Consider the following 24,630-nt stretch of genomic DNA (forward strand, 5'->3'; position numbering starts at 1 on the left):
GGCTGCCGACACTAAAAACGGCAACGTCGTTGCCGTTTTGCTTTTATTTATGGTTCAAACGGTCGACGATGGAACTGGTTGTGGCCGCATTTGGGGCAGACGGATAGCACCTCCGGCGTATAGATCGCTATAGGGTGATGGCAGTTTTCACACACCAGATTTCCGAGCCCCACCACTTCGCCGCTGTGATAGACCCCGTGATGGCTCAAATCTTTAAACACTTCCCGCCACTCAAGCTGGGTTTTATCGGTAATGTCCGCCAGCTCCTGCCAGAGGCTCTCTTTAATCACCCGCATAAAGACGCTGTCGGTAAATTCTTCATGGCTTTCACCGTAGCTGCGGGCAAACTCTTCAAGATCGCGGCGCACGGCCCGCGTCACCTCTTCTGTCTCTGTTCGGGTCAGTTCGCCGGTAGCGTTGATCTGCTTGCGGGCGCTGGACACCAGCGCATCGATATCACGCTCTCCCTTGCGCAGCCGCTCGCTCAGCGATTCAATCAGCTCCCGGTAAAATTGAGCAACCTTGTTCATCGTTAACCTGCCTCCTTGAAGAATTCCTGCATTCGCGGTGTGGTAACTAACTCTAAGAGTAGACGTTAATCCGGTAACGCTTTGTTAGATTAGCCACACCCCGGGTAAAAAACTGCAAACGTCCCGGAACGCCGAAATGGTCACTGAGGGCGTCGAAAGGCTGTTTTGCCGCTGTCTAATCGGCTATGCTATGGCGATCTGAACTCGAATTCATTAAAGGCTACTTTTCGTAGCCGTCTTTCATCAACAGGACTACTGGCTGCCATGCAAGAGCAATACCGCCCGGAAGAGATAGAATCCAACGTCCAGCAACACTGGCAAGAGAACCGTACTTTTGAAGTGACCGAAGACGAAGGCAAAGAGAAATATTACTGCCTCTCAATGCTGCCCTATCCTTCCGGCCGACTACATATGGGCCACGTCCGTAACTACACCATCGGCGACGTTATCGCACGCTACCAGCGTATGCTGGGCAAAAACGTCCTGCAGCCGATCGGCTGGGATGCCTTCGGTCTGCCGGCCGAAGGCGCCGCGGTGAAAAACAACACCGCTCCTGCGCCGTGGACCTACGACAACATCAATTACATGAAGAACCAGCTGAAAACGCTGGGCTTTGGCTACGACTGGAGCCGCGAGCTGGCCACCTGTACGCCTGAGTACTACCGCTGGGAACAGCAGTTCTTCACCCAGCTGTACAACAAAGGTCTGGTTTACAAAAAAACCTCCGCGGTAAACTGGTGCCCGAACGACCAGACCGTGCTGGCTAACGAGCAGGTTATCGACGGCTGCTGCTGGCGCTGCGACACCAAGGTGGAGCGTAAAGAGATCCCGCAGTGGTTTATTAAAATCACCGCCTATGCCGACGAACTGCTGAACGACCTGGATACGCTGGATCACTGGCCGGATCAGGTCAAAACCATGCAGCGCAACTGGATTGGCCGCTCCGAAGGCGTGGAGATTACCTTCGACGTTGAAAACAGCGCCGAGAAGCTGACCGTTTATACCACCCGCCCTGACACCTTTATGGGTGTGACCTACCTGGCCGTTGCCGCCGGTCACCCTCTGGCTCAGCAGGCCGCGGTCAATAACCCCGCGCTTGGCGAATTTATTGAAGAGTGCCGTAACACCAAAGTGGCCGAAGCCGAGATGGCGACCATGGAGAAAAAAGGTGTTGCTACCGGTATCAACGCTATTCATCCGCTGACCGGCGAAAGCATTCCGGTTTGGGTCGCTAACTTCGTGCTGATGGAATACGGCACCGGTGCCGTGATGGCCGTTCCGGGCCACGATCAGCGCGACTGGGAATTCGCCACCAAATACAGCCTGTCAATCAAGCCGGTTATTCTGAATGCCGACGGCAGCGAGCCGGATCTTTCCGCCGCCGCAATGACCGAGAAAGGCACGCTGTTTAACTCCGGCGAGTTCGACGGTCTGGACTTCCAGCAGGGCTTCAACGCCATTGCCGATAAGCTGGCAGCCAAAGGCGTGGGCGAGCGTAAAGTGAACTTCCGCCTGCGCGACTGGGGCGTTTCCCGTCAGCGTTACTGGGGCGCGCCAATCCCGATGGTGACGCTGGAAGACGGTACCGTAATACCTACGCCTGAAGACCAGCTGCCGGTTATTCTGCCGGAAGATGTGGTTATGGACGGCATCACCAGCCCGATTAAAGCCGATCCTGAGTGGGCGAAAACCACCGTCAACGGCATGCCTGCGCTGCGTGAAACCGACACCTTCGACACCTTTATGGAGTCCTCCTGGTACTACGCGCGCTACACCTGCCCGCAGTACGACAAAGGCATGCTGGATTCCAAAGCCGCAAACTACTGGTTACCGGTAGATATCTACATCGGCGGTATCGAACACGCCATCATGCACCTGCTCTACTTCCGCTTCTTCCACAAGCTGATGCGTGACGCGGGCATGGTAACCTCTGACGAACCGGCTAAACAGCTGCTTTGTCAGGGCATGGTGCTGGCTGATGCCTTCTACTACACCGGCGTTAACGGCGAGCGTAACTGGGTTTCTCCGGTGGACGCTATCGTTGAGCGTGATGATAAAGGCCGTATCGTAAAAGCCCGTGACGCAGAAGGCCGTGAACTGGTCTATGCTGGCATGAGCAAAATGTCGAAGTCGAAAAACAACGGCATCGACCCGCAGGTGATGGTCGAGCGTTACGGCGCGGATACCGTTCGTCTGTTTATGATGTTTGCTTCACCGGCGGATATGACGCTCGAGTGGCAGGAGTCCGGCGTAGAAGGCGCAAACCGCTTCCTGAAACGCGTCTGGAAACTGGTTTACGAGCATACCAACCGGGGTGCAGCACCAGCGCTGGACGTTGCCGCGCTGAGCGAAGATCAGAAAGCGCTGCGTCGCGACGTTCATAAAACCATTGCCAAAGTGACCGATGATATCGGCCGCCGCCAGACCTTCAACACCGCCATTGCAGCCATCATGGAGCTGATGAACAAACTGGCAAAAGCACCGCAGGGCGGCGAGCAGGATCGTGCTCTGCTGAACGAAGCGCTGCTGGCCGTTGTGCGTATGCTCTATCCGTTCACCCCGCACGTTTGCTTCGACATGTGGCAGTCGCTGGGCGGTGAAGGCGATGTTGACAACGCGCCATGGCCACAGGCGGACGAGCAGGCAATGGTTGAAGACTCTCGTCTGGTTGTCGTTCAGGTTAACGGCAAAGTGCGCGGTAAAGTAACCGTACCTGCCGATGCCACTGAAGCACAGGTGCGCGAGCGCGCCGGCCAGGAACATCTGGTCGCGAAATATCTTGAGGGTGTAACCGTGCGTAAAGTGATTTACGTTCCGGGTAAACTGCTCAACCTGGTTGTGGGCTAAGCGCAGGAGGAAGCGTGCGACATCCCTTTGTCACCCTGTTAGTAACCCTGGCGGTGCTGGTCACCGCCGGATGTGGTTTTCACCTGCGTGGCAACACGCAGGTCCCCTCAGAGATGAAGACGCTGATCCTCAACTCTGGCGATCCTAACGGTCCGTTAACGCGTGAAATCCGTAAGCAGCTGCGCTTAAACGGCGTCACGATTGTTGACGATACCGGTACCGGCGTCCGTAAGGATATTCCGTCCCTGCGTGTGGGGGGTTACAGCCTGGGTCAGGATACCGCTTCTGTATTCCAGAACGGCCAGACCGCGGAATACCAGATGGTGATGGTCGTGAATGCCCAGGTTCTGATCCCGGGTCACGACATTTATCCAATCAGCGCAAAGACCTACCGTTCGTTCTTTGATAACCCACTGACTGCGCTGGCGAAAGACGCCGAGCAGGATCTGATTATCAAAGAGATGTACACCAACGTTGCCCAACAGCTGATCCGCAAACTGCTGGCCGTTCACGCGGCAGACGTTGAAGCAACGAAGGAAGAGGAAAAACCGGTTAACGCACAAAAACCGGCCTCGCCTGCTCCTGCTGGCCGGGTCTCTACCACGCTGTCGGCAACTTCTGGCAGCAAATGATCCGAGTGTATCCGGAACAACTCCACGCGCAGCTCAAAGAAGGGCTGCGCGCGGCGTATCTGCTGTCAGGTAACGACCCCCTCTTACTTCAGGAAAGTCAGGATGCCGTTCGCAAGATCGCGCAGCAGCAGGGCTTTGAAGAACACCATACCGTTCAGATAGACGCCTCTACAGACTGGCAGGCGTTATTTTCCATTTGCCAGGCCCTTAGCCTTTTCGCCAGCCGCCAGACGCTGCTCCTGCTGCTGCCGGAAAACGGCCCCAATGCCGCGATCAACGCTCAGCTGGAGACGCTGGTCAGCCTGCTTCACGACGACATTTTGCTGCTGGTTCGTGGCAACAAACTGACCAAAGCCCAGGAGAATGCTGCCTGGGTTACCCAGTTGGCAAACCGCTCGGTGCTTGTCACCTGCCAGACGCCTGAACAGGCAAACCTGCCCCGCTGGGTCTCTCAGCGCGCAAAACAGATGAACCTGACGCTGGACGACGCGGCTAATCAGCTGCTCTGCTACTGCTATGAGGGTAATCTGCTGGCGCTTTCTCAGGCGCTGGAGCGGCTGTCGCTAATCTGGACAGACGGCAAACTGACGCTGCCCCGGGTCGAGCAGGCGGTAAATGATGCCGCCCACTTCACGCCCTTCCACTGGGTCGATGCTTTGCTGGCAGGTAAGAGCAAGCGGGCGCTGCATATATTGCAGCAGCTGCGCCTCGAGGCCAGCGAACCGGTCATACTTTTACGTACGCTTCAGCGAGAACTGCTGCAGCTGGTCAATCTCAAACGCCAGTCTGCAACGACGCCGCTACGAACGCTGTTCGACCAGCAGCGGGTCTGGCAAAACCGCCGTCAGCTGGTTACCGAAGCGCTCAACCGCGTATCGGCCGAACAACTTTACCAGGCCGTTCGATTACTGACGCGCATCGAGCTGACTTTGAAGAAAGACTACGGCCAGTCCGTGTGGGACGAACTTGAAGGCCTCTCCCTGCTGATCTGCCATAAAGCCTTACCGGAAATCTTTATCGATGCCTGAACCCTCCCTTCTGGCGCTGTACGGCGGGACATTCGATCCTATCCATTACGGCCACCTGAAATCGGTTGAAGCCCTGGCGCGTCTGGTGAAGCTAAAAAGCGTCACTATCATGCCGAATAATGTGCCGCCCCATCGCCCGCAGCCGGAAGCGAGCAGCGAGCAGCGCAAACAGATGATTGAGCTGGCGATAGCCGGCAGCCCGCTGTTCACCCTGGACGATCGGGAGCTGGCTCGCTCCACGCCTTCATGGACCGTAGAGACGCTGGAGCAGCTTCGGGCCGAGCTGGGCCCAAAACAGCCGCTGGCTTTTATTATCGGTCAGGACTCTTTACTCAGCCTGCACCGCTGGCACCGCTGGGAAACGCTGCTCACGCTTTGCCACCTTCTGGTCACCCAACGTCCGGGCTATCCCTTGACGATGGAAACCCCGGAGCAGCAGTCTTGGCTGGCAAAAAACGTAACGGATTCGGTGGAAGTACTCCATCAGCAGGCGGCGGGAAAAGTCTTTCTGGCCCCCACTCCGCTGTATGACATATCTGCCACGGCTATTCGCGACCGGCTTGAGCATAATCAGCCCTGTGATGACCTGGTTCCCCCTGCTGTGCTGGCCTTTATTCTGCAGCACGGGCTATACCGCTAAGCCTTAAGCCTGGTCTGAATTACACGCAGGAGCAGCGGTGAAATGCGCAGGTTTACGCTATTATGTTTCACCGGGAGCACCAGCCATTGACACCACCCCTCAGGCTGTTATGCTCCGCTGCCATAATTTCCTGCCCGTAAATCCGGCTTTTCTGAAATAGTTTTACAAAAATGGCGATGCAAACTCCGGCGTGCAGTGGGATGATAGCCCCCGACTCGCGCTGGCCGGCCAATTTTTCAGCCAAAGCCGCCCGCCCTGTTGGGTATATAGGGTTATTTACGGGTCAAACCACACACTCTTATTCTCCCAGGGGGAACACTTGCAGGGTAAAGCACTTCAGGATTTCATTGTTGATAAAATCGACGACCTCAAAGGCCAGGACATCATCGCAATTGATGTTAAAGGCAAATCCAGCATCACAGACTGCATGGTCATCTGTACCGGGACGTCAAACCGTCACGTCATGTCTATCGCTGAACACGTTGTACAGTCTTCCCGCGAGGTTGGCCTGGCGCCGATGGGCGTGAAGGGCATTAATGCTTCAGACTGGGTTGTTGTCGACCTTGGCGACATTATCGTTCACGTCATGCAGGAAGAGAGCCGCCAGCTGTACGAACTGGAAAAACTCTGGAGCTAACGGGTGAAGCTGCAACTGGTGGCCGTTGGAACCAAAATGCCTGACTGGGTGCAGACCGGTTTTACCGAGTATCTGCGTCGTTTCCCGAAAGATATGCCTTTTGAGCTGGTAGAGATTCCGGCTGGAAAGCGCGGCAAAAATGCCGACATCAAACGTATCCTCGAAAAAGAGGGCGAAATGATGCTGGCCGCCGCGGGCAAAGGCAATCGGATCGTGACGCTGGATATTCCCGGCCAGCCGTGGGACACCCCGCAGCTTGCCACGCAGCTGGAACGCTGGAAACAGGATGGCCGTGATGTCAGCCTGTTGATTGGGGGACCGGAAGGCTTAGCGCCGGCCTGCAAGGCTGCCGCCGAGCAAAGCTGGTCGCTCTCCACGCTAACCATGCCTCATCCGCTGGTCAGGGTGCTGGTGGCGGAAAGCCTCTACCGGGCGTGGAGTATCACCACCAATCACCCCTACCATCGTGAGTAAACCTGAGCGGATAAAACGAAGCGGCGAATGAAATTACAGAATTCTTTTCGCGACTACACTGCTGAGTCTGCGCTCTTTGTGCGCCGGGCGCTGGTCGCTTTTATCGGCATCTTGCTGCTTACCGGCGTGCTGATCGCCAACCTTTATAATCTGCAGATTGTCCGCTTCAACGACTACCAGACGCGGTCCAATGAAAACCGCATCAAGCTGGTTCCGATTCCCCCAAGTCGCGGCATTATCTACGATCGCAACGGCACGCCGCTGGCGCTGAACCGCACCATCTACCAGATAGAGATGATGCCGGAGAAAGTCGATAATGTTCAGGAAACGCTGGAGGCGCTACGCCCGGTTGTTGACCTGACCGATGATGACATCGCCAACTTCAAAAAAGAGCGTGCACGCTCGCACCGCTTTACCTCTATTGCGGTAAAAACCAATCTTACTGAGGTTCAGGTTGCCCGCTTTGCGGTAAACCAGTACCGCTTCCCCGGCGTGGAAGTTAAGGGGTACAAGCGCCGCTATTATCCTTATGGCTCTGCGCTGACCCACGTCATCGGCTACGTCTCAAAAATTAACGATAAAGACGTTGAGCGCCTGGATAAAGAGGGCAAGCTGGCTAACTACGCCTCAACCCATGACATCGGCAAGCTAGGCATCGAGCGCTATTACGAAGATGTTCTGCACGGCCAGACGGGCTACGAAGAGGTTGAAGTTAACAACCGTGGCCGGGTGATCCGTCAGCTTAAAGAAGTGCCGCCGCAGGCCGGGCACGATATTTACCTGACGCTGGATCTGAAACTCCAGACGTATATCGAAACCCTGCTGGCGGGCAGCCGCGCGGCGGTGGTGGTCACCGATCCGCGCACCGGCGGCATTCTGGCGCTGGTTTCCATGCCAAGCTACAACCCAAACCTGTTTGTTGATGGGATCTCCAGCAAGGACTACTCCGGCCTGCTGAGCGACCCGAATACTCCGCTGATTAACCGTGCGACCCAGGGCGTCTACCCTCCGGCCTCCACGGTGAAGCCTTATATGGCGGTCTCTGCGCTAAGCGCGGGCGTCATTACGCGCAACACTTCGCTGTTTGACCCGGGCTGGTGGCAGCTGCCAGGCTCTGAGAAACGCTACCGCGACTGGAAAAAATGGGGCCACGGCCGCCTGAACGTGACCAAATCGCTGGAAGAGTCCGCCGATACCTTCTTCTATCAGGTCGCCTATGACATGGGTATCGACCGCATCGGCGAGTGGATGAGTAAATTTGGCTACGGCCACCTGACGGGAATCGACCTTTCAGAAGAGCGTTCAGGTAACATGCCAACGCGCGAATGGAAGCTGAAACGCTTTAAAAAACCGTGGTATCAGGGCGACACCATTCCGGTGGGCATCGGCCAGGGCTACTGGACGGCAACGCCTATCCAGATGAGCAAGGCGATGATGATCCTGATAAACGACGGCATTGTCCGCGTGCCGCATCTGCTGATGAGCACCACGGAAAACGGCAAGCAGGTTCCCTGGCAGCAGCCGACGGAAGCCCCGGTGGGCGACATTCACTCAGGCTATTGGGAAATTGCCAAAGACGGGATGTATGGCGTGGCGAATCGGCCTAACGGCACCGCGCACAAATACTTTGCCAACGCCCCTTACAAAGTAGCGGCGAAATCCGGTACCGCGCAGGTCTTTGGTCTGAAGGCTAACGAAACGTACAACGCACATAAAATTGCTGAACGCCTGCGCGACCACAAGCTGATGACGGCGTTCGCACCGTACGACAACCCGCAGTATACCGTGACCATGATTCTGGAAAACGGCGGCGCAGGCCCGGCAGTCGGGACCATCATGCGCCAGATCCTCGACCACGTCATGTTAGGGGATAACAACACGGTACTGCCGTCGGAAGCACCGGCCGCCTCGGCCGCAGAGGATCAATAAGCATGACTGACAATCCTAATAAAAAGACGATTTGGGATAAGATCCACCTCGACCCGACGTTCCTCGTGACCATCCTCGCCCTGCTGGTCTTCAGCGCCCTGGTGGTCTGGAGCGCCAGCGGTCAGGATATGGGCATGATGGAGCGTAAAGTCGGCCAGATCCTGATGGGGCTGGTGATCATGGTCGTTATGGCACAAATCCCGCCTCGCGTTTACGAAGGATGGGCGCCCTACCTCTATATTTTCTGCATAATCCTGCTGGTCGCGGTAGACGCCTTCGGGGCGATTTCAAAAGGGGCGCAGCGCTGGCTGGATTTAGGATTTGTGCGCTTCCAGCCTTCAGAAATCGCCAAAATTGCGGTGCCGCTGATGGTCGCCCGCTTTATTAACCGCGACGTTTGCCCGCCAACGCTGAAAAACACCGGCATTGCGCTTATCCTGATTTTTATGCCTACCCTGCTGGTTGCCGCGCAGCCCGATCTTGGCACCTCCATCCTGGTCGCCGCCTCGGGTCTGTTTGTGCTGTTCCTCTCCGGCATGAGCTGGCGCCTTATTCTGGTTGCCGTGCTGCTGATTGCGGCTTTCGTGCCTATCCTGTGGTTCTTCCTGATGCATGACTACCAGCGTGCGCGTGTGATGATGCTGCTGGATCCGGAAAGCGATCCGCTGGGCGCGGGCTACCATATTATTCAGTCAAAAATCGCCATCGGCTCCGGCGGCCTGCGGGGTAAAGGGTGGCTGCACGGCACGCAGTCTCAGCTTGAGTTCCTGCCAGAACGCCATACGGACTTTATCTTCGCGGTGCTGGCTGAAGAGCTAGGATTAGTGGGTATTCTGGTGCTGCTGGTGCTTTATCTGCTGCTGATCATGCGCGGCCTGTTTATTGCCGCCCGCGCGCAAACCACCTTTGGTCGCGTAATGGCCGGCGGACTGATGCTAATCCTGTTCGTCTATGTATTTGTAAATATTGGCATGGTTAGTGGTATCTTACCGGTGGTCGGCGTGCCGCTGCCGCTCGTCAGTTACGGGGGGTCGGCGCTCATCGTTCTGATGGCCGGGTTCGGTATCGTTATGTCGATACACACACACAGAAAAATGTTATCAAAAAGCGTGTAACTGGATGAGGTGCGCAATGGGTAAGCAAAAACGGTGGGCAGGCGTCTGCGTCGCAGCAGCCTTACTGGCAGCATGTTCGTCAAATGATGATAGCCAGCAGCCGGTTAATCAGCCGCCGCAGCCGGTGGTATGCAATGGTCCAGTCGTGGAAATCAGCGGCGCGGAGCCACGCTATGAACCGCTGAATCCGTCGGCCAATCAGGATTATCAGAACAACGGCAAAAGCTACAAGATTGTTCAGAACCCGGCAAACTTCAGCCAGTCTGGCTTCGCGGCCATCTATGACGCCGAGCCGGGTAGCAACCTGACCGCCTCGGGCGAAGCGTTTGATCCCAACGCGCTCACCGCCGCGCATCCGACGCTGCCAATCCCAAGCTACGCGCGAATCACCAACCTCGCGAATGGCCGCATGATTGTGGTACGTATCAACGATCGCGGCCCTTACGGCAACGACCGGGTGATCTCCCTTTCCCGCGCTGCGGCGGACAGGTTAAACACTTCGAACAATACCAAAGTGCGTATCGACCCTATTATCGTCGCCCAGGATGGCACGATGTCCGGCCCGGGCACCGCCTGTACCACTATCGCAAAACAAACCTATGCTCTGCCGGCACGCCCGGATCTTAGCGGCGGCATGGGAAGCGTATCCTCCCCTGCCCAGCCAGCGGCACCTCAGGGTGACGTACGCGCTATCAGCAACGCCACGCTGCAAAGCGCGGATGCTACCGGCGCGCCGGTTCAGAGCAGCGGTTTTCTCGGCGCGCCAACGCCGCTGGCAGCAGGCGTGATAGAAACGCCGGATAGCCCTGCAGCCGCAGCGCCAGCTGCACAGCAGGCAGCCGCTGCAACGCCGACCCCGCCAGTCGCCCCACAGCCGGCGCCTATCGTTGAACAGCCTGCGCCTGCCGTTGCCGCACCAGTCACGGCACCCGGCTCTGTCCAGGGCCACGTGCAGCGTAGCGCGGCGGCAACCAGCACCCCAGCCAGCAGCGGTCGTTATGTTGTTCAGGTGGGCGCCGTCAGCGACGGCTCACGCGCCAGCCAGTGGCAGCAGAAGCTGAGCAAGCAGTTTGGCGTCCCGGGCGCAGTTTCCCATAACGGTGCGGTTTATCGCGTTCAGCTTGGCCCGTTCAGCAGCCGCAATGAGGCTGCCGCCCTGCAGCAGCGCCTGATGTCGGAAGCGCAGCAGCAGTCCTTTGTGACCAACGCACCGTCTATGTAAAACCATGACTGGCATATTTCTTTCCCGTAAGTTTGTGTAAAGGTCATTAACAAACTCACGTGCAAAGTGGGATGCCAGTCAAAAATGCTTTTGCTATAGTAAGGCACTTTTTTTAATTCCATCACGGACGTCGTAGTTTCATCATGAATACAGCTCTTTCTGCACGTTTTGTTAAGCGCCTGGCGCTCACCTCGGCTCTCGCCTTCGCGGCCATGGCCTCTGCTCAAGCTGACGACCTCAATATTAAAACCATGATCCCGGGCGTCCCGCAGATTGATGCAGAAGCGTATATCCTGATCGACTACAACTCAGGCAAAGTGCTGGCCGAATCCAACGCCGACGCGCGTCGCGACCCGGCAAGCCTTACCAAAATGATGACCAGCTACGTTATCGGCCAGGCGATGAAAGCCGGCAAATTCGATGACAATGCGATGGTTACCATCGGCAAAGATGCCTGGGCCACCGGTAACCCGGTGTTTAAAGGCTCCTCCCTGATGTTCCTGCAGCCAGGTATGCAGGTGCCGGTCAACAAGCTGGTGCGCGGCATCAACCTGCAGTCCGGTAACGATGCCTGTGTGGCGATGGCCGACTTCGTCGCCGGCAGCCAGGATGCCTTCGTTAGCCTGATGAACAGCTACGTTTCCGCCCTCGGCCTGAAAAACACCCACTTCCAGACCGTGCATGGCCTGGATGCAGAAGGCCAGTACAGCTCTGCGCGTGACATGGCGCTGATCGGCCAGGCGCTGATCCGCGACGTCCCGAACGAATACGCAATCTACAAAGAGAAAGAGTTCACCTTCAATAACATCCGTCAGACCAACCGTAACGGCCTGCTGTGGGATACCAGCCTCAACGTGGACGGGATCAAAACCGGCCACACGGATGCCGCAGGCTATAACCTCGTGGCTTCCGCAACCGAAGGCCAGATGCGTCTGATCTCAGCGGTACTCGGCGGTCACACCTACAAAGGGCGTGAGACCGAGAGCAAAAAGCTGCTGACCTGGGGCTTCCGCTTCTTTGAAACCGTTTCTCCGCTGAAAGCCGGGAAAGAGTTCGCCTCCGAGCCAGCCTGGTTTGGCGATAACGACCGTGCATCCCTCGGCGTGGATAAAGACGTCTATCTGACCATTCCTCGTGGGCGCATGAAGGATCTCAAGGCAAGCTACGTGCTGACCACCCCTGAGCTGCATGCCCCGCTGCAGAAAAACCAGGTTGTTGGCACCATTAACTTCCAGCTGGATGGCAAAACTATCGAGCAGCGTCCGCTGGTCGTACTGCAGGAAATGCCGGAAGGGAATTTCTTCAGCCGAATCATCGATTACATCAAGCTGATGTTCCACCACTGGTTCGGTTAATTATCGAACACTTGAAAGTGTCTAACTTGACCCCATATACTTAGCATCAAAGCAACTCCCGCCCGCTGGCGGGAGTTATTATTGATAACAAACGGCCGAAAAACGTGGTTTTCGACCGTTTGGGGCAGACCAGAAAATCCGATTCTTTGTTTACAGAAGTCCGGTTTTCAGACGCTGAACCACAGTTGAGTTCACCCGTAATCCTACTCCCTCCCGCTGGCGGGAGTTAATATTTTTATTGCCGTAACGCTGGAGCTACCATGAAAACCAAACTGAACGAACTGCTCGAATTCCCCACCTCTTTTACTTATAAAGTAATGGGGCAGGCGAAACCGGAGCTGGTTGATCTGGTCGTTGAGGTAGTGCAGCGCCATGCCCCTGGTGACTACACCCCGCAGGTTAAACCAAGCAGCAAAGGGAACTACCACTCCGTTTCCATTACCATCAATGCTACCCACATTGAGCAGGTTGAAACGCTGTACGAAGAATTAGGCAACATCGAAATCGTTCGTATGGTGCTGTAATCCGATAGCCCGGCTCAGGCCGGGTTTTTGCTATGATATACTTCCAACCACCTTTTCCTCCCGGAGACACAGTTTTGTCTCAAGACACTATCCTGATCCGCACCCTTGGCCTACAGCCTTATGAACCCGTCTCGCAGGCAATGCATGACTTTACCGATACCCGAGACGAAACCACGCCCGACGAAATCTGGCTGGTTGAACACCCTCAGGTTTTCACCCAGGGTCAGGCCGGTAAAGCCGAGCATGTGCTGATGCCGGGTGATATCCCCGTCATTCAAAGCGATCGCGGTGGCCAGGTGACCTTCCATGGCCCGGGTCAACAGGTGATGTATCTGCTGCTGAATTTGAAACGACGCAAGCTCGGCGTGCGGGAGTTGGTGACCATGCTGGAACAAACGGTGGTTAACACGCTGGCAGAGCTGGGCATTGAAGCTTATCCGCGAGCGGATGCTCCGGGCGTCTACGTAGATGGACGTAAAATCTGCTCGCTTGGGCTTCGCATCCGTAAAGGCTGCTCCTTCCATGGCCTGGCGCTTAACATCAATATGGATCTGTCACCTTTCCTGCGCATTAACCCGTGCGGCTACGCTGGGCTGGAGATGACGCAGGTCAGCCATTTTGTCGAAGGCGTTACCGTTGCGGACGTTCAGCCGCGGCTGGTAGAAAACTTTCTTGCCCTGCTAAACCACCCGCCTCACGAATATCGCTCCGCGAATTAAATCACCGGCCAGCTGACTTCCTCTTCTGGCCTGAAATTATCGCCGCTGAAATCTGATCCTCGTCCGTTATAATCACCCACCAAATTAATTCACCTGAGTCATTATTTAAATAATATGGCTAGCCAGAGTGATTTCTGACCGATTAATTTTTATCATTCGTAAAATAACCCAGCAGGACCTCCCAACATCGCTATTTTTATCTATAAATATAATATTCTTTATTTTATAGCGGAGACCAGGCATGGGGCAAAACCCACTAGCTGAGAAAAAGATCGTGGAACGTGATGGTGAAAACAACTATCCCGTATTCAAAACGTTACGCAACATAGACTTAAATTTGCTGACTATTTTCGAAGCGGTCTACATCCATAAAGGCATTGTAAACGCTGCCCGGGTGCTTAACCTCACCCCCTCGGCTATCAGCCAGTCTATCCAAAAGTTGCGCTATATTTTCCCCGATCCCCTCTTCATTCGTAAAGGTCAGGGCGTGACGCCAACGGCCTATGCTGCACACCTGCACGAATATATCAGCCAGGGTCTGGAATCCATTCTTGGCGCGCTGGATTTTAACAGCAGCAACGATCAGCAGCGCACCATTACTATCGCCACCCAGCCGTCCATTGGGGCTTTAGTTATCCCTAAAGTCTATGCTGCGATCCGCAAAGTTAACCCTAACCTGCTGATTCGCAACGTGCCGATTAACGATGGTGAATCACAGCTTAGCCAGTTTCAGACCGACCTGATTATCGATACCGGCCGCCATTACGCACGAACGATCACCAGCGTGCCGCTCTACCAGGAGAGCATCGCCGTGGTTTGTCGGGAAGGCCACCCGTGCCTTAAACAGAGGCTGACCTTAGAAGATTTGCAAAGTATGGAGCACACTTTCCTGATCATGCAGGATGACCTGCTTCGGGACCTGCGCCAGCAGATTAGCGAGAGATTACCTAACCGGCAGATAGCGTTTAGCAGCTACAACTATGTCACGCTCTCCTCGCTGCTTGGCAGCAGCGATCTGCTGGGCTTCATGCCCTGGCGGCTGTATGAGATGTTTAAAGAGACCTGGAACCTGCGGGCCGTTGACTGCGATCTGTTTGCCGATAAAACGATGGAAACCAGCATGCACTACAACAAACTCAGCGTACGGGATACGGTGTTGCAGGAGATAATCAAAGCCATCCACAACGAGTTTACCTGAGCCGCAGTGGTTTTCACCTTCCGGCGGCGGTATCGGCGGTGAACACCACGGTTGTTAACCTGGTATTTAGCACAAAACAACAACCCATTTACAATTCTTTCTCCATTTCATGTTGGGGTATACTGATTCTCCCTGGCCGTGATGATATACTCCCGGCCATTAATTCAAAAATAGTTGATAGATCCTAACTTAGCTTGAATTAGCCTGATTTCATTATCCGCAACTGGAATACGCACCCTATGAGCAAACCCATTGTGATGGAACGCGGCGTTAAATACCGCGACGCCGATAAAATGGCTCTGATCCCGGTTAAAAACGTGGTGACAGAGCGCCAGGAGCTGTTGAGAAAGCCAGAATGGATGAAAATCAAACTTCCGTCTGACTCAACCCGTATCCAGGGCATTAAAGCGGCGATGCGCAAAAATGGTCTGCATTCCGTTTGTGAAGAAGCGTCCTGTCCTAACCTCGCGGAATGTTTTAACCACGGTACCGCGACCTTTATGATTCTGGGCGCCATCTGTACGCGCCGCTGTCCGTTCTGCGACGTAGCACACGGTCGCCCGGTGGCGCCGGACGCTAACGAACCAGAAAAACTGGCGCAAACTATTGCCGATATGGGCCTGCGCTATGTGGTCATCACCTCCGTAGACCGTGACGATCTCCGCGACGGCGGTGCCCAGCACTTTGCAGACTGTATCCGTGCAATCCGCGAAAAAAATCCAACCATCAAGATTGAGACGCTGGTGCCGGATTTCCGTGGCCGTATGGATCGCGCGCTGGACATCCTGACCGCGACGCCGCCGGACGTGTTCAACCACAACCTGGAAAACGTGCCGCGCGTCTACCGCAACGTGCGTCCGGGCGCGGACTACAACTGGTCGCTGAAGCTGCTTGAACGTTTCAAAGAAGCACACCCGCATATCCCGACCAAATCAGGCCTGATGGTAGGTCTTGGGGAAACCAATGAGGAAATCATTGAGGTAATGCGCGATCTGCGTCGCCACGGCGTGACTATGCTGACCCTGGGCCAGTATCTGCAGCCAAGCCGCCATCACTTACCGGTGCAGCGCTACGTTAGCCCGGATGAGTTCGAAGAGATGAAGGCGGAAGCGCTGGCTATGGGCTTCACCCATGCAGCCTGCGGGCCGTTCGTACGCTCTTCCTACCATGCCGATCTGCAGGCAAAAGGGATGGAAGTGAAGTAACAGCCGTTACATATTGTTACGCTTAATCCGACATGCATAAAAAAACCGGCCATTTTGAGCCGGTTTTTTATTTTGCAGCCGTCGGTCAGTCTTTGTGAACGATGCGCTCTGCAGGTGCTTCGGTATCGGACTTCTTGCCGTTGTCATCTTCGGCCATCGCTTTCTTAAAGCCTTTGATGGCAGAACCGAGATCGCCGCCCAGCGTGCGTAGCTTCTTGGTACCAAACAGCAATACGATCAGCGCGCCGACAACCAGCAGCTTAGTAATACTAATCTCTCCCATACCTACCTTCTTTTGTGATGCGTGCCGTGGCAACGGCGAATAAAAGACCTGATTGCATTAACGGACATTTGTCCGCGCGACACAATAGCAATCTGTAACAAGGTGAATCAAGGTTTGATTAAAAAAACATCATAACATTTGAGGTGGCGCAAAACGTCGGTTGATTAGCACCGGCAGCATTTCCCTCACCGCCGCCACCCGGTCCGCAGTTATCTCGGCAAAAATCAGTTCAGGCGCCTCCGCTGCCGCAGCGACGGTCACTCCTAACGGGTCGATAACTCTACTCTGACCGATATTTTTATTCCCGCACTCACCGGAAGCCACCACGTAGCAGGTCGAATCCAGCGCTCGGGCGGCCAGCAGCGTGGCCCAGTGAGCCTCTTTGTGCGGGCCTTTGAGCCAGGCCGCGGGCAAAACCAGAACCTCGGCGCCGCTTAACGCCAGGCTCAACGCCATATCAGGAAAACGCAGGTCATAGCAGGTCATCAGCCCGACGTTCATTCCGGCCACTTTAATCAGGGGGGCGATACTCTTCCCGGCATCCACCAGCCGGGACTCCTGCACGCTGAAGGCATCGTACAGATGGACTTTTTGATAGCTCGCCACAATCTCGCCGCTGCGGATAGCCAGTAAAGTGTTAGCCGCCCGCCCTGCCCGACCAGGAACATGCATCGTTAACACCGTTGTCATCGCGTTCTTCCGGCTTTCCGCTCGCAGTTGTGCTACATAGCTGCCATCGAGCGGCTGCGCTGATTTTACCGACATATCAGGGTCGCTCTCATCCCTTGCTAACACCGCTTCCGGCAGCACCAGCAGATCGGCCCCTTGTTGCGCCGCCTGCGCCATCAGGGTGACGCAGGTTGCCGCATTTTTCTGCCAGACCGGCCCCACAACAAACTGCCCTACTGCAACCCTCATACTCGCCTCGCCGCTCAAAGGATTAATAACAGCACGCCGGGTATAAATCTTCCGGCCTTAACGTCCAGCTTAACCTCGCCGGCGCCTTTATGATGACCGCGCTCGCATTTTGGCTCGTTTCTCGCTTCGTCAGCCAATAAGTCCCCGGCGTTAATGTTAGCTTAATTTTTCTCTGCCACTATCCCAGCCATATCCCTGGAGAGAGTTGGCGATGAAAGAGCAAATTACCGGCTGGACGAGCGTGCTGATTACCGTGGCGATCGTGGCGCTGTTTTTGAAAGCGTACCTGTTTGCCTGAGCTATTGCAGGCAAAAAAAAACCCGCCTTAGCGGGTTTTTATATTCTACTGGTAATGACTTAGATAGGCATTACGTTTGCAGCAGAAGGGCCTTTGGCACCGTTAGTGATTTCAAACTCAACGCGCTGGCCTTCAGCCAGGGTTTTGAAACCATTGCTCTGGATTGCAGAGAAGTGTACGAACACGTCTTTGCTGCCATCTTCCGGAGTAATGAAGCCGAAGCCTTTGGATTCATTAAACCACTTAACGTTACCTTTAATCTTAGACATCAAAATTACCTTTACATGAAAAAACGACACTAATGCTGTGTCGGGCATCAGTACAACAATTGTGGTGGCTTTTGTCCAGTCCAGAATTGCTAAAAAGTGATAAAAGTCGCTAACTTTTTACTGGCTTGCGCATTACACCTTGTTTTTAAAGGGGTATAAAAAACCCCACTTTTTACCCACTGCTGGCCGTACAAAATCAGAACTGGAAACGCAGCCAGGCAAAGTAGACGTTACCGTTATTGTAGGTGCCGGGGATATAGGTCATCTGGAACGTTGCCGGGCCATAGCCGATGGAGGCCAGCGGCAGCACAACCGGGATCGGAATATAGTTCCAGTTATCACGTGCGGTTACGCCGACGGTATAACCCAGCCCCATATGGAAACGATCGTCGCGCAGCGGTCGCCACGTTTTCTCCCAGCCATAACCGCCGATAGGTTCCCACTTGTTAAAGGAATCTTTAAAAGCCATCAGATAGATGCCGTTCCAGTTGCCGTTTTCATCCCAGCGCGACTGGCCAAAACCGGCACCCCAGGGGCGCTCGTTATAACGATCGGTTTTCTCTTTGTCATAAGCAAAGCGAGCGTGCCAGGTGATGGCCGGCACGTAAAGATCGTAGTGTTCTGGTTCGTGCCAGGTTTTGGACACCTGGCCGGAAAAAGTCTCCCATGCGTTGCTGAAAAAGCCGCCATCCGCAGCAGCAGAAGCGCTCGCCCCAAGTGTGCAAACAAAAATCAAAATTGACAGCAGTTTATTAGCGTAAGTCACGTCTTTATTACCGTATTAAAATTCGACTGGTACCTTACTGAATTATATCTCAATGAAAGCTAAATCAGCACATGACTTAGGAAGAAAACTGCCAAACTCTTTTGTCAATACATTAAATTCTTAAATAACCCCCACACAATAATGAATAAGATTGCAAGCCGAAGCGCATAATTATATACGCTTCGGCACACAAAGCTTATTTCTGCTTTTTAATAAGCAGATATACCGCAGGGATAACCAGCATCGACAGCAGCGGCGCCGTTATCATTCCACCAATCATCGGTGCGGCAATACGTCGCATCACCTCTGACCCGGTTCCGTTCCCCCACATAATAGGTAACAAACCGGCAATAATGGTGGCTACGGTCATCACCTTAGGCCTGACGCGCAGCACCGCCCCCTCGTGAATAGCGCGTCGCAGCATGCCGCGATCCTGCACCTCATCCATTTTTTGATGTCTGGCAAGCGCCTGGTTTAAATAAAGCACCATAATCACACCGAATTCCGCAGACACCCCCGCCAGGGCAATAAAGCCAACGGCACCGGCCACCGACAAATTATACCCCAGCAGATAGAGCAGCCAGACGCCACCAATTAATGAGAACGGCAAAGTAGCCATAATTAATAGCGCATCCTTCACCCGGGAGAAGGTGACATATAACAGTACGAATATGATTAACAAGGTAAAGGGCAGCACGATTTTTAATTTCGCGGTGGCACGCTCCAGATACTCAAACTGCCCTGACCATGAAAGCGAAACGCCCTCCGGCAATTTAACCTGCTCGGCCACCGCACGCTGCATATCCTCCACGGCAGACTTCAAATCACGCCCGCGCAAATCAACATAAACCCAGTTTGAAAGGCGGGCATTTTCACTTTTCAGCATTGGCGGCCCTTCGGTGATGGCGATATTAGCCAGTTCAGAAAGCGCCAGCTGGCTGCCGTTAGCGGTGATAACCGGCAAATCACGCAATTTTTGCAGATTATCCCGCAGCTCGCGCGGGTAACGCACGTTTATCGGGAACCGCTCGCGCCCCTCAATGGTTTCGCCGATGTTCTCGCCTCCGATAACCGTAGCCACCAGCGACTGTAGCTCCTTCACTGAAACGCCATAGCGCGCCGCTTTACGACGATCGATGTCTATATCCACATAGCGCCCGCCGCCCAAACGCTCGGCCAGCGCTGAGGTCACCCCTGGCACCTGCTTCACCACGCGCTCAATCTGCTCGGCGACCGACTCAATGGCGGCAATATTATTGCCGTTCACCTTTATCCCTACCGGACTTTTGATCCCCGTAGCCAGCATATCCAGGCGGTTGCGAATAGGCGGAACCCACACGTTGGCAATCCCCGGCACTTTGACCACGTTGTCCAGCTCATTCACCAGCTTGTCCATCGTCATTCCCGGACGCCACTGGTCGCGCGGCTTAAAGCGGATGGTGGTTTCAATCATCGTCAGCGGTGCCGGATCGGTGGCCGTTTCGGCGCGCCCGGCCTTACCGAATACCGTTGCAACCTCCGGCACGGTTTTGATCAGACGATCGGTCTGTTGCAGCAGCCGCCCCGCCTCACGCGTTGATATACCCGGCAGCGTCGAAGGCATATACAGCAGGTCACCTTCATCCAGCGGCGGCATAAACTCGCTTCCCAGCTGGCTTAGCGGCCAAAGCGTCGCCACCATCAGCACGCCGGCAACCGCAAGCGTGATCTTCGGCCTGTCGAGCACCTTTTCCAGCACGGGCTCGTAGGCCGCAATAAGCCAGCGGTTAATCGGGTTAGCTTTTTCATCAGGGATCTTGCCGCGGATAAACCAGCCCATCAGCACCGGCACCAGCGTAATCCCAAGCCCCGCGGCTACCGCCATGGACCAGGTTTTGGTAAACGCCAGCGGCGAAAACATCCTCCCCTCCTGCGCTTCAAGAGAGAAAACCGGGATAAATGAAAGGGTGATAATCAGCAGGCTGCAGAATAGCGCAGGCCCCACTTCTACGGCAGCCTGCTGTGAGAGCTGCCAGTAATCCGGGCCGCGCGGCTGCTCCCCGGGATGTTCATGCCGCCACTGTTCGAGCACCTTATGCATATTCTCGATCATCACTATCGCCGCATCGACCATCGCGCCAATGGCGATAGCAATCCCGCCAAGCGACATAATATTGGCATTGACGCCCTGATAGTGCATGACGATAAACGCCCCAAGGATGCCGAGCGGCAAAGAGACGATCGCCACCAGCGCGGAGCGGAAGTGGAACAGAAATAGCGAACAAATAACAGCCACAACGATAAACTCTTCCAGCAGCTTATGGGAGAGCGTTTCAATCGCGTTTTCAATCAGATGGGAACGGTCATAGACCGGCACAATTTCAACGCCTGCCGGGAGACTCTTTTGCAGTTGAGCCAGCTTTTCTTTTACCGCATTGATCGTTTCAAGGGCGTTTTTGCCATAGCGCATGACGATAATACCGCCCGCCACTTCACCTTCGCCGTTAAACTCCGCGACGCCGCGGCGGATTTCAGGTCCTAGCCTGACGGCAGCAACGTCGGAAAGGAGCACCGGCACGCCATCGCGGCTGGTGATAACGACCTGCTTAAAGTCATCCAAATTTTTGAGGTAGCCGGAGGTGCGAACCATATACTCGGCCTCGCCCATCTCAAGCACCGAGCCACCCCCCTCCTGATTAGCGCTCTTCACCGCGTTGATGACCTGCTCATGGGTGATATTCAGCGCCTTCATCCGTTCCGGATCGAGCACGATCTGGTACTGACGTACCATACCGCCCACGCTCGCCACTTCGGAGACGTTCGGGACGGTTTTGAGTTCAAATTTCAGCGTCCAGTCCTGCAGGGCTCGCAGGTCGGCAAGGCTGTGTTTCCCTGTTCGGTCCACCAGAGCATACTCATAAACCCAACCAACGCCGGTAGCATCCGGCCCCAGTGAGGCTTTGGCCTCCGGCGGCAGTTGAGACTGAACCTGGCTCAGGTATTCAAGGACTCTGGAGCGCGCCCAATAGGGATCGGTGCCGTCGTCGAACAAGATATAAACATAGGAATCGCCAAACATTGAGAATCCACGCACCGTTTTCGCGCCCGGCACGGACAGCATGGTGGTGGTCAGCGGATAAGTGACCTGATCCTCAACGATTTGCGGTGCCTTGCCCGGATAACTGACGCGCACAATAACCTGTACATCGGAGAGATCCGGTAGCGCATCCAGCGGCGCTCGCTGCAGCGACCAAAGGCCCCACGCTGCCATAATGATAGCGGCCAGCACCACCAGCAGGCGATTTTTAAGCGACCAGCGAATAACGGCGGCAATCATTTGTGCGCCTCCGTCATCGGCATCAGGTGGGTAATCACGGCACCCTGCTCGTCATCCATCGTAAAGCTGAACATCACCGAATCACCCGGTTTCAGGCTGGTCGGCGATTTCAGCGCAAAGGGCATCACCATGGCTCCCCAGTTAAGCGCCGGGATAGGATGATGGGCAATAGTAATGGCATCCGCGCTGACCGCCTTGACCACGCCTTCACCGTCGTAGGTTTTCACTGCGGGCAGGGCTTTTGGCTGATTCTCCGTTTCAGGCAAAGCGCTTCTCAGGCTTGCCTCCGAGTCGATAAGGAACTGGCCGGAAGTGACCACTTTCTCTCCCTCATTCAGCCCCGAGCGGATCTCCACCCAGCCCTTATCGCTGATGCCCGGCACCACGTTAACCGGGCGGAAATGGCCGCCCTCTTCGGCAACCAGCACGCGACTTTGGCTCCCGGTCTCAATCAGCGACTCCTCCGGTATGGCCAGCACGGCAGCGCGTGGCTGCGAGTTCGCCAGATGGACGCCCAGATACATGCCGGGCTTAAGTTTCCTCTGCGGATTATCAAGCACGATACGCGCCTTCAGCGTGCGGGTGGCGGTTTCAAGATTCGGCAGCAGCTCGCTTACCCGCCCGTGGAACACTTCTCCAGGCCAGCTATCCGCCGTCGCCACAATCTCGCTTCCCGGCTGCAGAGCCTGAGCCTGTGACTGAGGGTAATCCACCACAATCCACACCGATTCAAGACTTGCCACTTCGAACAGCGGCGCATTAGCCGTTACCTGCTGCCCTTCACGCACCTCAAGCTTATTGACATAACCGGCTAGTTTCGCGCGAACAATGACGCGGGTTTGCGGCTTGCCGCTGCGCTCAACCTGGCGAACCACTTCGGCAGGCATAAACTGCAGCTGCAGTCGTTCTCTTGCCGCGGCGGTTAAAGCGCTGTCTCCCAGCTTGCGCACGGCCAGATACTCCTGCTGCGCCGCCGTCCACTCGGGGAACCATAGCTGTGCCAGAGGCTCGCCTTCCTTCACATACTGCTGCGGGGCTTTGACATAAAGCGTTTCAACGATGCCGTTGGCGCTGGCCGGGATTATCTGCACGCTGCGTTCATCCAGGGTAACGGTGGCGAAAGCCGCGAACGGAACGCTCAGAGATTTACGCTCAACGGCAGCCGTTTTAATCCCCAGGTTCTGCTGCTGGCGGTTACTGACCGTCACGCCGCCGTCGTCGGTCACTTCATCCGCGTAACGCGGCACCAGCGCCATATCCATAAACGGCGATTTGCCCGGTTTGTCGAACCGTTGCCCGGGCACCATGGGATCGTACCAGTAAAGGACTTTACGCCCGCTCTCCTGCTGAGCCTGCGGGTCTGGCTGCTGATGATAAGTTTGCTGTTTCCCGGCGTAATAGCCTGCGGCCAGAGCGGCAACCACCGCCAGCGCCAGGAGGGAAAAGTTGAGTGATTTTTTCATTAGTTAACATCCTGAGGCGTGAGGTAGCGAATCGCGGCCCAGTTGGTCGCAACGGCTTTTTCAGCGCTGCTGGCAGTCAGTTCGCTGTCCAGCAGATCCCGGCGGGCGGCCAGCAGCTCGGCCAGGGAGGACTGGCCGGCCCGGTACTGAGACTCCAGCAGCGACAGGCGCTGACGCTGGAGCGGTAAAGCCTGATCCTGCTGGCGCTGCCAGACGCTCTGCGCCGCCTGGTAGTTCGCCACCAGCGTACGAACCAAAGCAACGTGTTCGCGGCGAGCCAGCGCCAGCTGATCGTTAGCTTCCATCGCGCGTGAAACATCCGCCGAGTAGTCTTTGTCCTGGCGCTGCGACTTGAACAGCGGCAGATCGACGGTGAACATCACGCCAGCCATATCGTCATAGCCTTCAGCGCGGCGTCCGTAATAAACCTCCACGCCAACGTCTGGTTTGGCGGCAACGGCAGACTGCGCTGACTTCGCACGGGCAACATCAGCCTCACGGGCAGCCTCAATCACCTCCGGATGCTGCATAACGCCCTCTTCAAGTACCCCTGCGGCAGCAGGCAAACGCTGATAGCGAGGCAAGGCCCCGCTCACGCTCTCCACCGGCTGTCCGGTCAACTGCAGCAGGCGGGTTTGTGCCAGCGTGACATCGCGCTCGGCAAGCGTCACTTTGTCCTGCATCGTCAGCAGCGTCATGCGGATGTCCACCACGCCTGAGGCAGGCGAAGTGCCGCTGGCGACGGTGGCTTTCTGAACGCCGATCTGCCGCTCGGTTTCATTAACCAGCTTGCGTGCCGCAGCCAGCACCCGCTCGGATAACGCCAGATCCAACCACGCCTGCGCGGTGTCGCGCTGAAGGTTGGCGCGAATCACTTCCGCTTTGGCCTGGCTGCTGGCGGATTGCGCAAGAAAGGTCTCAGCCTTACGGTCGCGTTTTTCCTCGCTAACGTAATCCTGCATGATGCCAATCCGCTGCATCGTCATGCCTTCGCGGCTAAAACGATGGTTATTGCTGCCCTGCACCGGTACGTTCTCAATACCAAATTTGAGCTTCGGGTCGGGCAGCTGCCGGGCAGAATCAGCCATCGCGTTTAGCGCGTCGCTCTGGTTACGGTTAGCGGACAGCGCCGCAGAATAGTGCTCGGCGGCCAGCAGAGTCTGTTGCAGGCTGAACTCCGCCGCCTGAGCGGCGGAGACAGACGTAGCCAACAGCACCCCGCCAAGCCAGAGGCTCAGGGTGTGTCGTTTCATGGCAACCTC

General features: G+C 55.7%; 22 protein-coding genes. 14 read left to right on the top strand and 8 right to left on the bottom strand.

What is annotated here, in order from left to right:
• Nucleotides 1-47 precede the first annotated feature (47 nt).
• Nucleotides 48-530: a zinc ribbon-containing protein gene (locus EL098_RS16190; protein WP_126357161.1), complete on the bottom strand. Its 483-nt coding sequence runs from the start codon at nt 528-530 to the stop codon at nt 48-50.
• 264 nt (nt 531-794) lie between these two features.
• Between EL098_RS16190 and leuS the strand changes: the two genes are divergently transcribed.
• From leuS to lipA, 14 genes are all read left to right on the top strand, one after another.
• Nucleotides 795-3,377 (top strand): leucine--tRNA ligase, encoded by a 2,583-nt coding sequence (gene leuS, locus EL098_RS16195; RefSeq protein ID WP_126357162.1) that lies wholly within the window; start codon nt 795-797, stop codon nt 3,375-3,377.
• Nucleotides 3,378-3,391: 14 nt separating this feature from the next.
• Nucleotides 3,392-4,009 (top strand): LPS assembly lipoprotein LptE, encoded by a 618-nt coding sequence (gene lptE, locus EL098_RS16200; protein ID WP_126357163.1) that lies wholly within the window; start codon nt 3,392-3,394, stop codon nt 4,007-4,009.
• Entirely contained in the window at nt 4,006-5,037 is a 1,032-nt protein-coding gene (gene holA, locus EL098_RS16205; RefSeq protein WP_126357164.1) for a DNA polymerase III subunit delta, read from the top strand. Before lptE ends, holA begins: the two co-directional genes overlap by 4 nt.
• The gene (gene nadD / locus EL098_RS16210) at nt 5,030-5,677 is read left to right on the top strand and encodes a nicotinate-nucleotide adenylyltransferase (RefSeq protein ID WP_126357165.1); all 648 of its coding nucleotides are present in this window, start codon (nt 5,030-5,032) and stop codon (nt 5,675-5,677) included. The genes holA and nadD overlap by 8 nt, the downstream gene beginning before the upstream one ends.
• Before the next feature lie 319 nt (nt 5,678-5,996).
• Nucleotides 5,997-6,314, top strand: coding sequence for a ribosome silencing factor (gene rsfS / locus EL098_RS16215; RefSeq protein WP_126357166.1), 318 nt, complete (start codon nt 5,997-5,999; stop codon nt 6,312-6,314).
• Between the two features lie 3 nt (nt 6,315-6,317).
• Nucleotides 6,318-6,788, top strand: a complete 471-nt coding sequence (rlmH, locus tag EL098_RS16220; RefSeq protein ID WP_008456055.1) for a 23S rRNA (pseudouridine(1915)-N(3))-methyltransferase RlmH — start codon at nt 6,318-6,320, stop codon at nt 6,786-6,788.
• Nucleotides 6,789-6,815: 27 nt separating this feature from the next.
• Nucleotides 6,816-8,717: a peptidoglycan DD-transpeptidase MrdA gene (gene mrdA / locus EL098_RS16225; RefSeq protein WP_126357167.1), complete on the top strand. Its 1,902-nt coding sequence runs from the start codon at nt 6,816-6,818 to the stop codon at nt 8,715-8,717.
• Between the two features lie 2 nt (nt 8,718-8,719).
• A complete protein-coding gene (mrdB, locus tag EL098_RS16230; protein WP_126357168.1) occupies nt 8,720-9,832 on the top strand; it encodes a peptidoglycan glycosyltransferase MrdB in 1,113 nt (370 codons plus the stop codon).
• A 16-nt stretch (nt 9,833-9,848) separates the two neighbouring features.
• Entirely contained in the window at nt 9,849-11,054 is a 1,206-nt protein-coding gene (gene rlpA / locus EL098_RS16235; protein WP_126357169.1) for an endolytic peptidoglycan transglycosylase RlpA, read from the top strand.
• Between the two features lie 143 nt (nt 11,055-11,197).
• Entirely contained in the window at nt 11,198-12,409 is a 1,212-nt protein-coding gene (gene dacA, locus EL098_RS16245; RefSeq protein WP_126357171.1) for a D-alanyl-D-alanine carboxypeptidase DacA, read from the top strand.
• Between the two features lie 260 nt (nt 12,410-12,669).
• Complete coding sequence (gene ybeD, locus EL098_RS16250; RefSeq protein ID WP_126357172.1) at nt 12,670-12,933, top strand: DUF493 family protein YbeD; 264 nt, start codon at nt 12,670-12,672, stop codon at nt 12,931-12,933.
• Nucleotides 12,934-13,007: 74 nt separating this feature from the next.
• Nucleotides 13,008-13,652: a lipoyl(octanoyl) transferase LipB gene (lipB, locus tag EL098_RS16255; protein WP_126357173.1), complete on the top strand. Its 645-nt coding sequence runs from the start codon at nt 13,008-13,010 to the stop codon at nt 13,650-13,652.
• Between the two features lie 241 nt (nt 13,653-13,893).
• Nucleotides 13,894-14,850 (top strand): YbeF family transcriptional regulator, encoded by a 957-nt coding sequence (locus EL098_RS16260; RefSeq protein WP_126357174.1) that lies wholly within the window; start codon nt 13,894-13,896, stop codon nt 14,848-14,850.
• A gap of 239 nt (nt 14,851-15,089) precedes the next feature.
• Nucleotides 15,090-16,055 carry a lipoyl synthase gene (gene lipA / locus EL098_RS16265; protein WP_061277483.1) on the top strand — a complete coding sequence of 322 codons (966 nt, stop codon included), beginning with the start codon at nt 15,090-15,092 and terminating at the stop codon, nt 16,053-16,055.
• Between the two features lie 85 nt (nt 16,056-16,140).
• On the opposite strand, the gene tatE is transcribed toward lipA, so the two are convergent.
• The 7 genes from tatE to EL098_RS16300 all read right to left on the bottom strand — a co-directional run bounded on the left by tatE (nt 16,141) and on the right by EL098_RS16300 (nt 24,621).
• On the bottom strand, nt 16,141-16,338 hold the full coding sequence (tatE, locus tag EL098_RS16270; protein ID WP_038474744.1) for a twin-arginine translocase subunit TatE: 198 nt from the start codon (nt 16,336-16,338) through the stop codon (nt 16,141-16,143).
• Nucleotides 16,339-16,467: 129 nt separating this feature from the next.
• On the bottom strand, nt 16,468-17,256 hold the full coding sequence (locus EL098_RS16275; RefSeq protein WP_126357175.1) for a deaminated glutathione amidase: 789 nt from the start codon (nt 17,254-17,256) through the stop codon (nt 16,468-16,470).
• Nucleotides 17,257-17,613: 357 nt separating this feature from the next.
• Nucleotides 17,614-17,823: a transcription antiterminator/RNA stability regulator CspE gene (cspE, locus tag EL098_RS16280; RefSeq protein ID WP_004100146.1), complete on the bottom strand. Its 210-nt coding sequence runs from the start codon at nt 17,821-17,823 to the stop codon at nt 17,614-17,616.
• 196 nt (nt 17,824-18,019) lie between these two features.
• The gene (pagP, locus tag EL098_RS16285; RefSeq protein WP_126357176.1) at nt 18,020-18,589 is read right to left on the bottom strand and encodes a lipid IV(A) palmitoyltransferase PagP; all 570 of its coding nucleotides are present in this window, start codon (nt 18,587-18,589) and stop codon (nt 18,020-18,022) included.
• A gap of 196 nt (nt 18,590-18,785) precedes the next feature.
• Nucleotides 18,786-21,905 (bottom strand): efflux RND transporter permease subunit, encoded by a 3,120-nt coding sequence (locus tag EL098_RS16290; RefSeq protein ID WP_126357177.1) that lies wholly within the window; start codon nt 21,903-21,905, stop codon nt 18,786-18,788.
• Nucleotides 21,902-23,368, bottom strand: coding sequence for an efflux RND transporter periplasmic adaptor subunit (locus tag EL098_RS16295; protein ID WP_126357178.1), 1,467 nt, complete (start codon nt 23,366-23,368; stop codon nt 21,902-21,904). The genes EL098_RS16290 and EL098_RS16295 overlap by 4 nt, the downstream gene beginning before the upstream one ends.
• Nucleotides 23,368-24,621, bottom strand: coding sequence for a TolC family protein (locus tag EL098_RS16300; RefSeq protein ID WP_126357179.1), 1,254 nt, complete (start codon nt 24,619-24,621; stop codon nt 23,368-23,370). Before EL098_RS16300 ends, EL098_RS16295 begins: the two co-directional genes overlap by 1 nt.
• Nucleotides 24,622-24,630 lie beyond the last annotated feature (9 nt).

This window comes from Cedecea lapagei (genome assembly GCF_900635955.1).
GTDB classification, from domain to species: domain Bacteria; phylum Pseudomonadota; class Gammaproteobacteria; order Enterobacterales; family Enterobacteriaceae; genus Cedecea; species Cedecea lapagei.

What these genes read in the sequence shown, in the direction of transcription:
- mrdA (WP_126357167.1), top strand. Translation starts at nt 6,816, where the DNA reads ATGAAATTACAGAATTCTTTTCGCGACTACACTGCTGAGTCTGCGCTC.
- ybeD (WP_126357172.1), top strand. Translation starts at nt 12,670, where the DNA reads ATGAAAACCAAACTGAACGAACTGCTCGAATTCCCCACCTCTTTTACT.
- nadD (WP_126357165.1), top strand. Translation starts at nt 5,030, where the DNA reads ATGCCTGAACCCTCCCTTCTGGCGCTGTACGGCGGGACATTCGATCCT.
- holA (WP_126357164.1), top strand. Translation starts at nt 4,006, where the DNA reads ATGATCCGAGTGTATCCGGAACAACTCCACGCGCAGCTCAAAGAAGGG.
- cspE (WP_004100146.1), bottom strand. Translation starts at nt 17,823, where the DNA reads ATGTCTAAGATTAAAGGTAACGTTAAGTGGTTTAATGAATCCAAAGGC.
- EL098_RS16190 (WP_126357161.1), bottom strand. Translation starts at nt 530, where the DNA reads ATGAACAAGGTTGCTCAATTTTACCGGGAGCTGATTGAATCGCTGAGC.
- dacA (WP_126357171.1), top strand. Translation starts at nt 11,198, where the DNA reads ATGAATACAGCTCTTTCTGCACGTTTTGTTAAGCGCCTGGCGCTCACC.
- EL098_RS16300 (WP_126357179.1), bottom strand. Translation starts at nt 24,621, where the DNA reads ATGAAACGACACACCCTGAGCCTCTGGCTTGGCGGGGTGCTGTTGGCT.
- lipA (WP_061277483.1), top strand. Translation starts at nt 15,090, where the DNA reads ATGAGCAAACCCATTGTGATGGAACGCGGCGTTAAATACCGCGACGCC.
- EL098_RS16290 (WP_126357177.1), bottom strand. Translation starts at nt 21,905, where the DNA reads ATGATTGCCGCCGTTATTCGCTGGTCGCTTAAAAATCGCCTGCTGGTG.
- mrdB (WP_126357168.1), top strand. Translation starts at nt 8,720, where the DNA reads ATGACTGACAATCCTAATAAAAAGACGATTTGGGATAAGATCCACCTC.
- tatE (WP_038474744.1), bottom strand. Translation starts at nt 16,338, where the DNA reads ATGGGAGAGATTAGTATTACTAAGCTGCTGGTTGTCGGCGCGCTGATC.
- EL098_RS16260 (WP_126357174.1), top strand. Translation starts at nt 13,894, where the DNA reads ATGGGGCAAAACCCACTAGCTGAGAAAAAGATCGTGGAACGTGATGGT.
- EL098_RS16275 (WP_126357175.1), bottom strand. Translation starts at nt 17,256, where the DNA reads ATGAGGGTTGCAGTAGGGCAGTTTGTTGTGGGGCCGGTCTGGCAGAAA.
- leuS (WP_126357162.1), top strand. Translation starts at nt 795, where the DNA reads ATGCAAGAGCAATACCGCCCGGAAGAGATAGAATCCAACGTCCAGCAA.
- rlpA (WP_126357169.1), top strand. Translation starts at nt 9,849, where the DNA reads ATGGGTAAGCAAAAACGGTGGGCAGGCGTCTGCGTCGCAGCAGCCTTA.
- EL098_RS16295 (WP_126357178.1), bottom strand. Translation starts at nt 23,368, where the DNA reads ATGAAAAAATCACTCAACTTTTCCCTCCTGGCGCTGGCGGTGGTTGCC.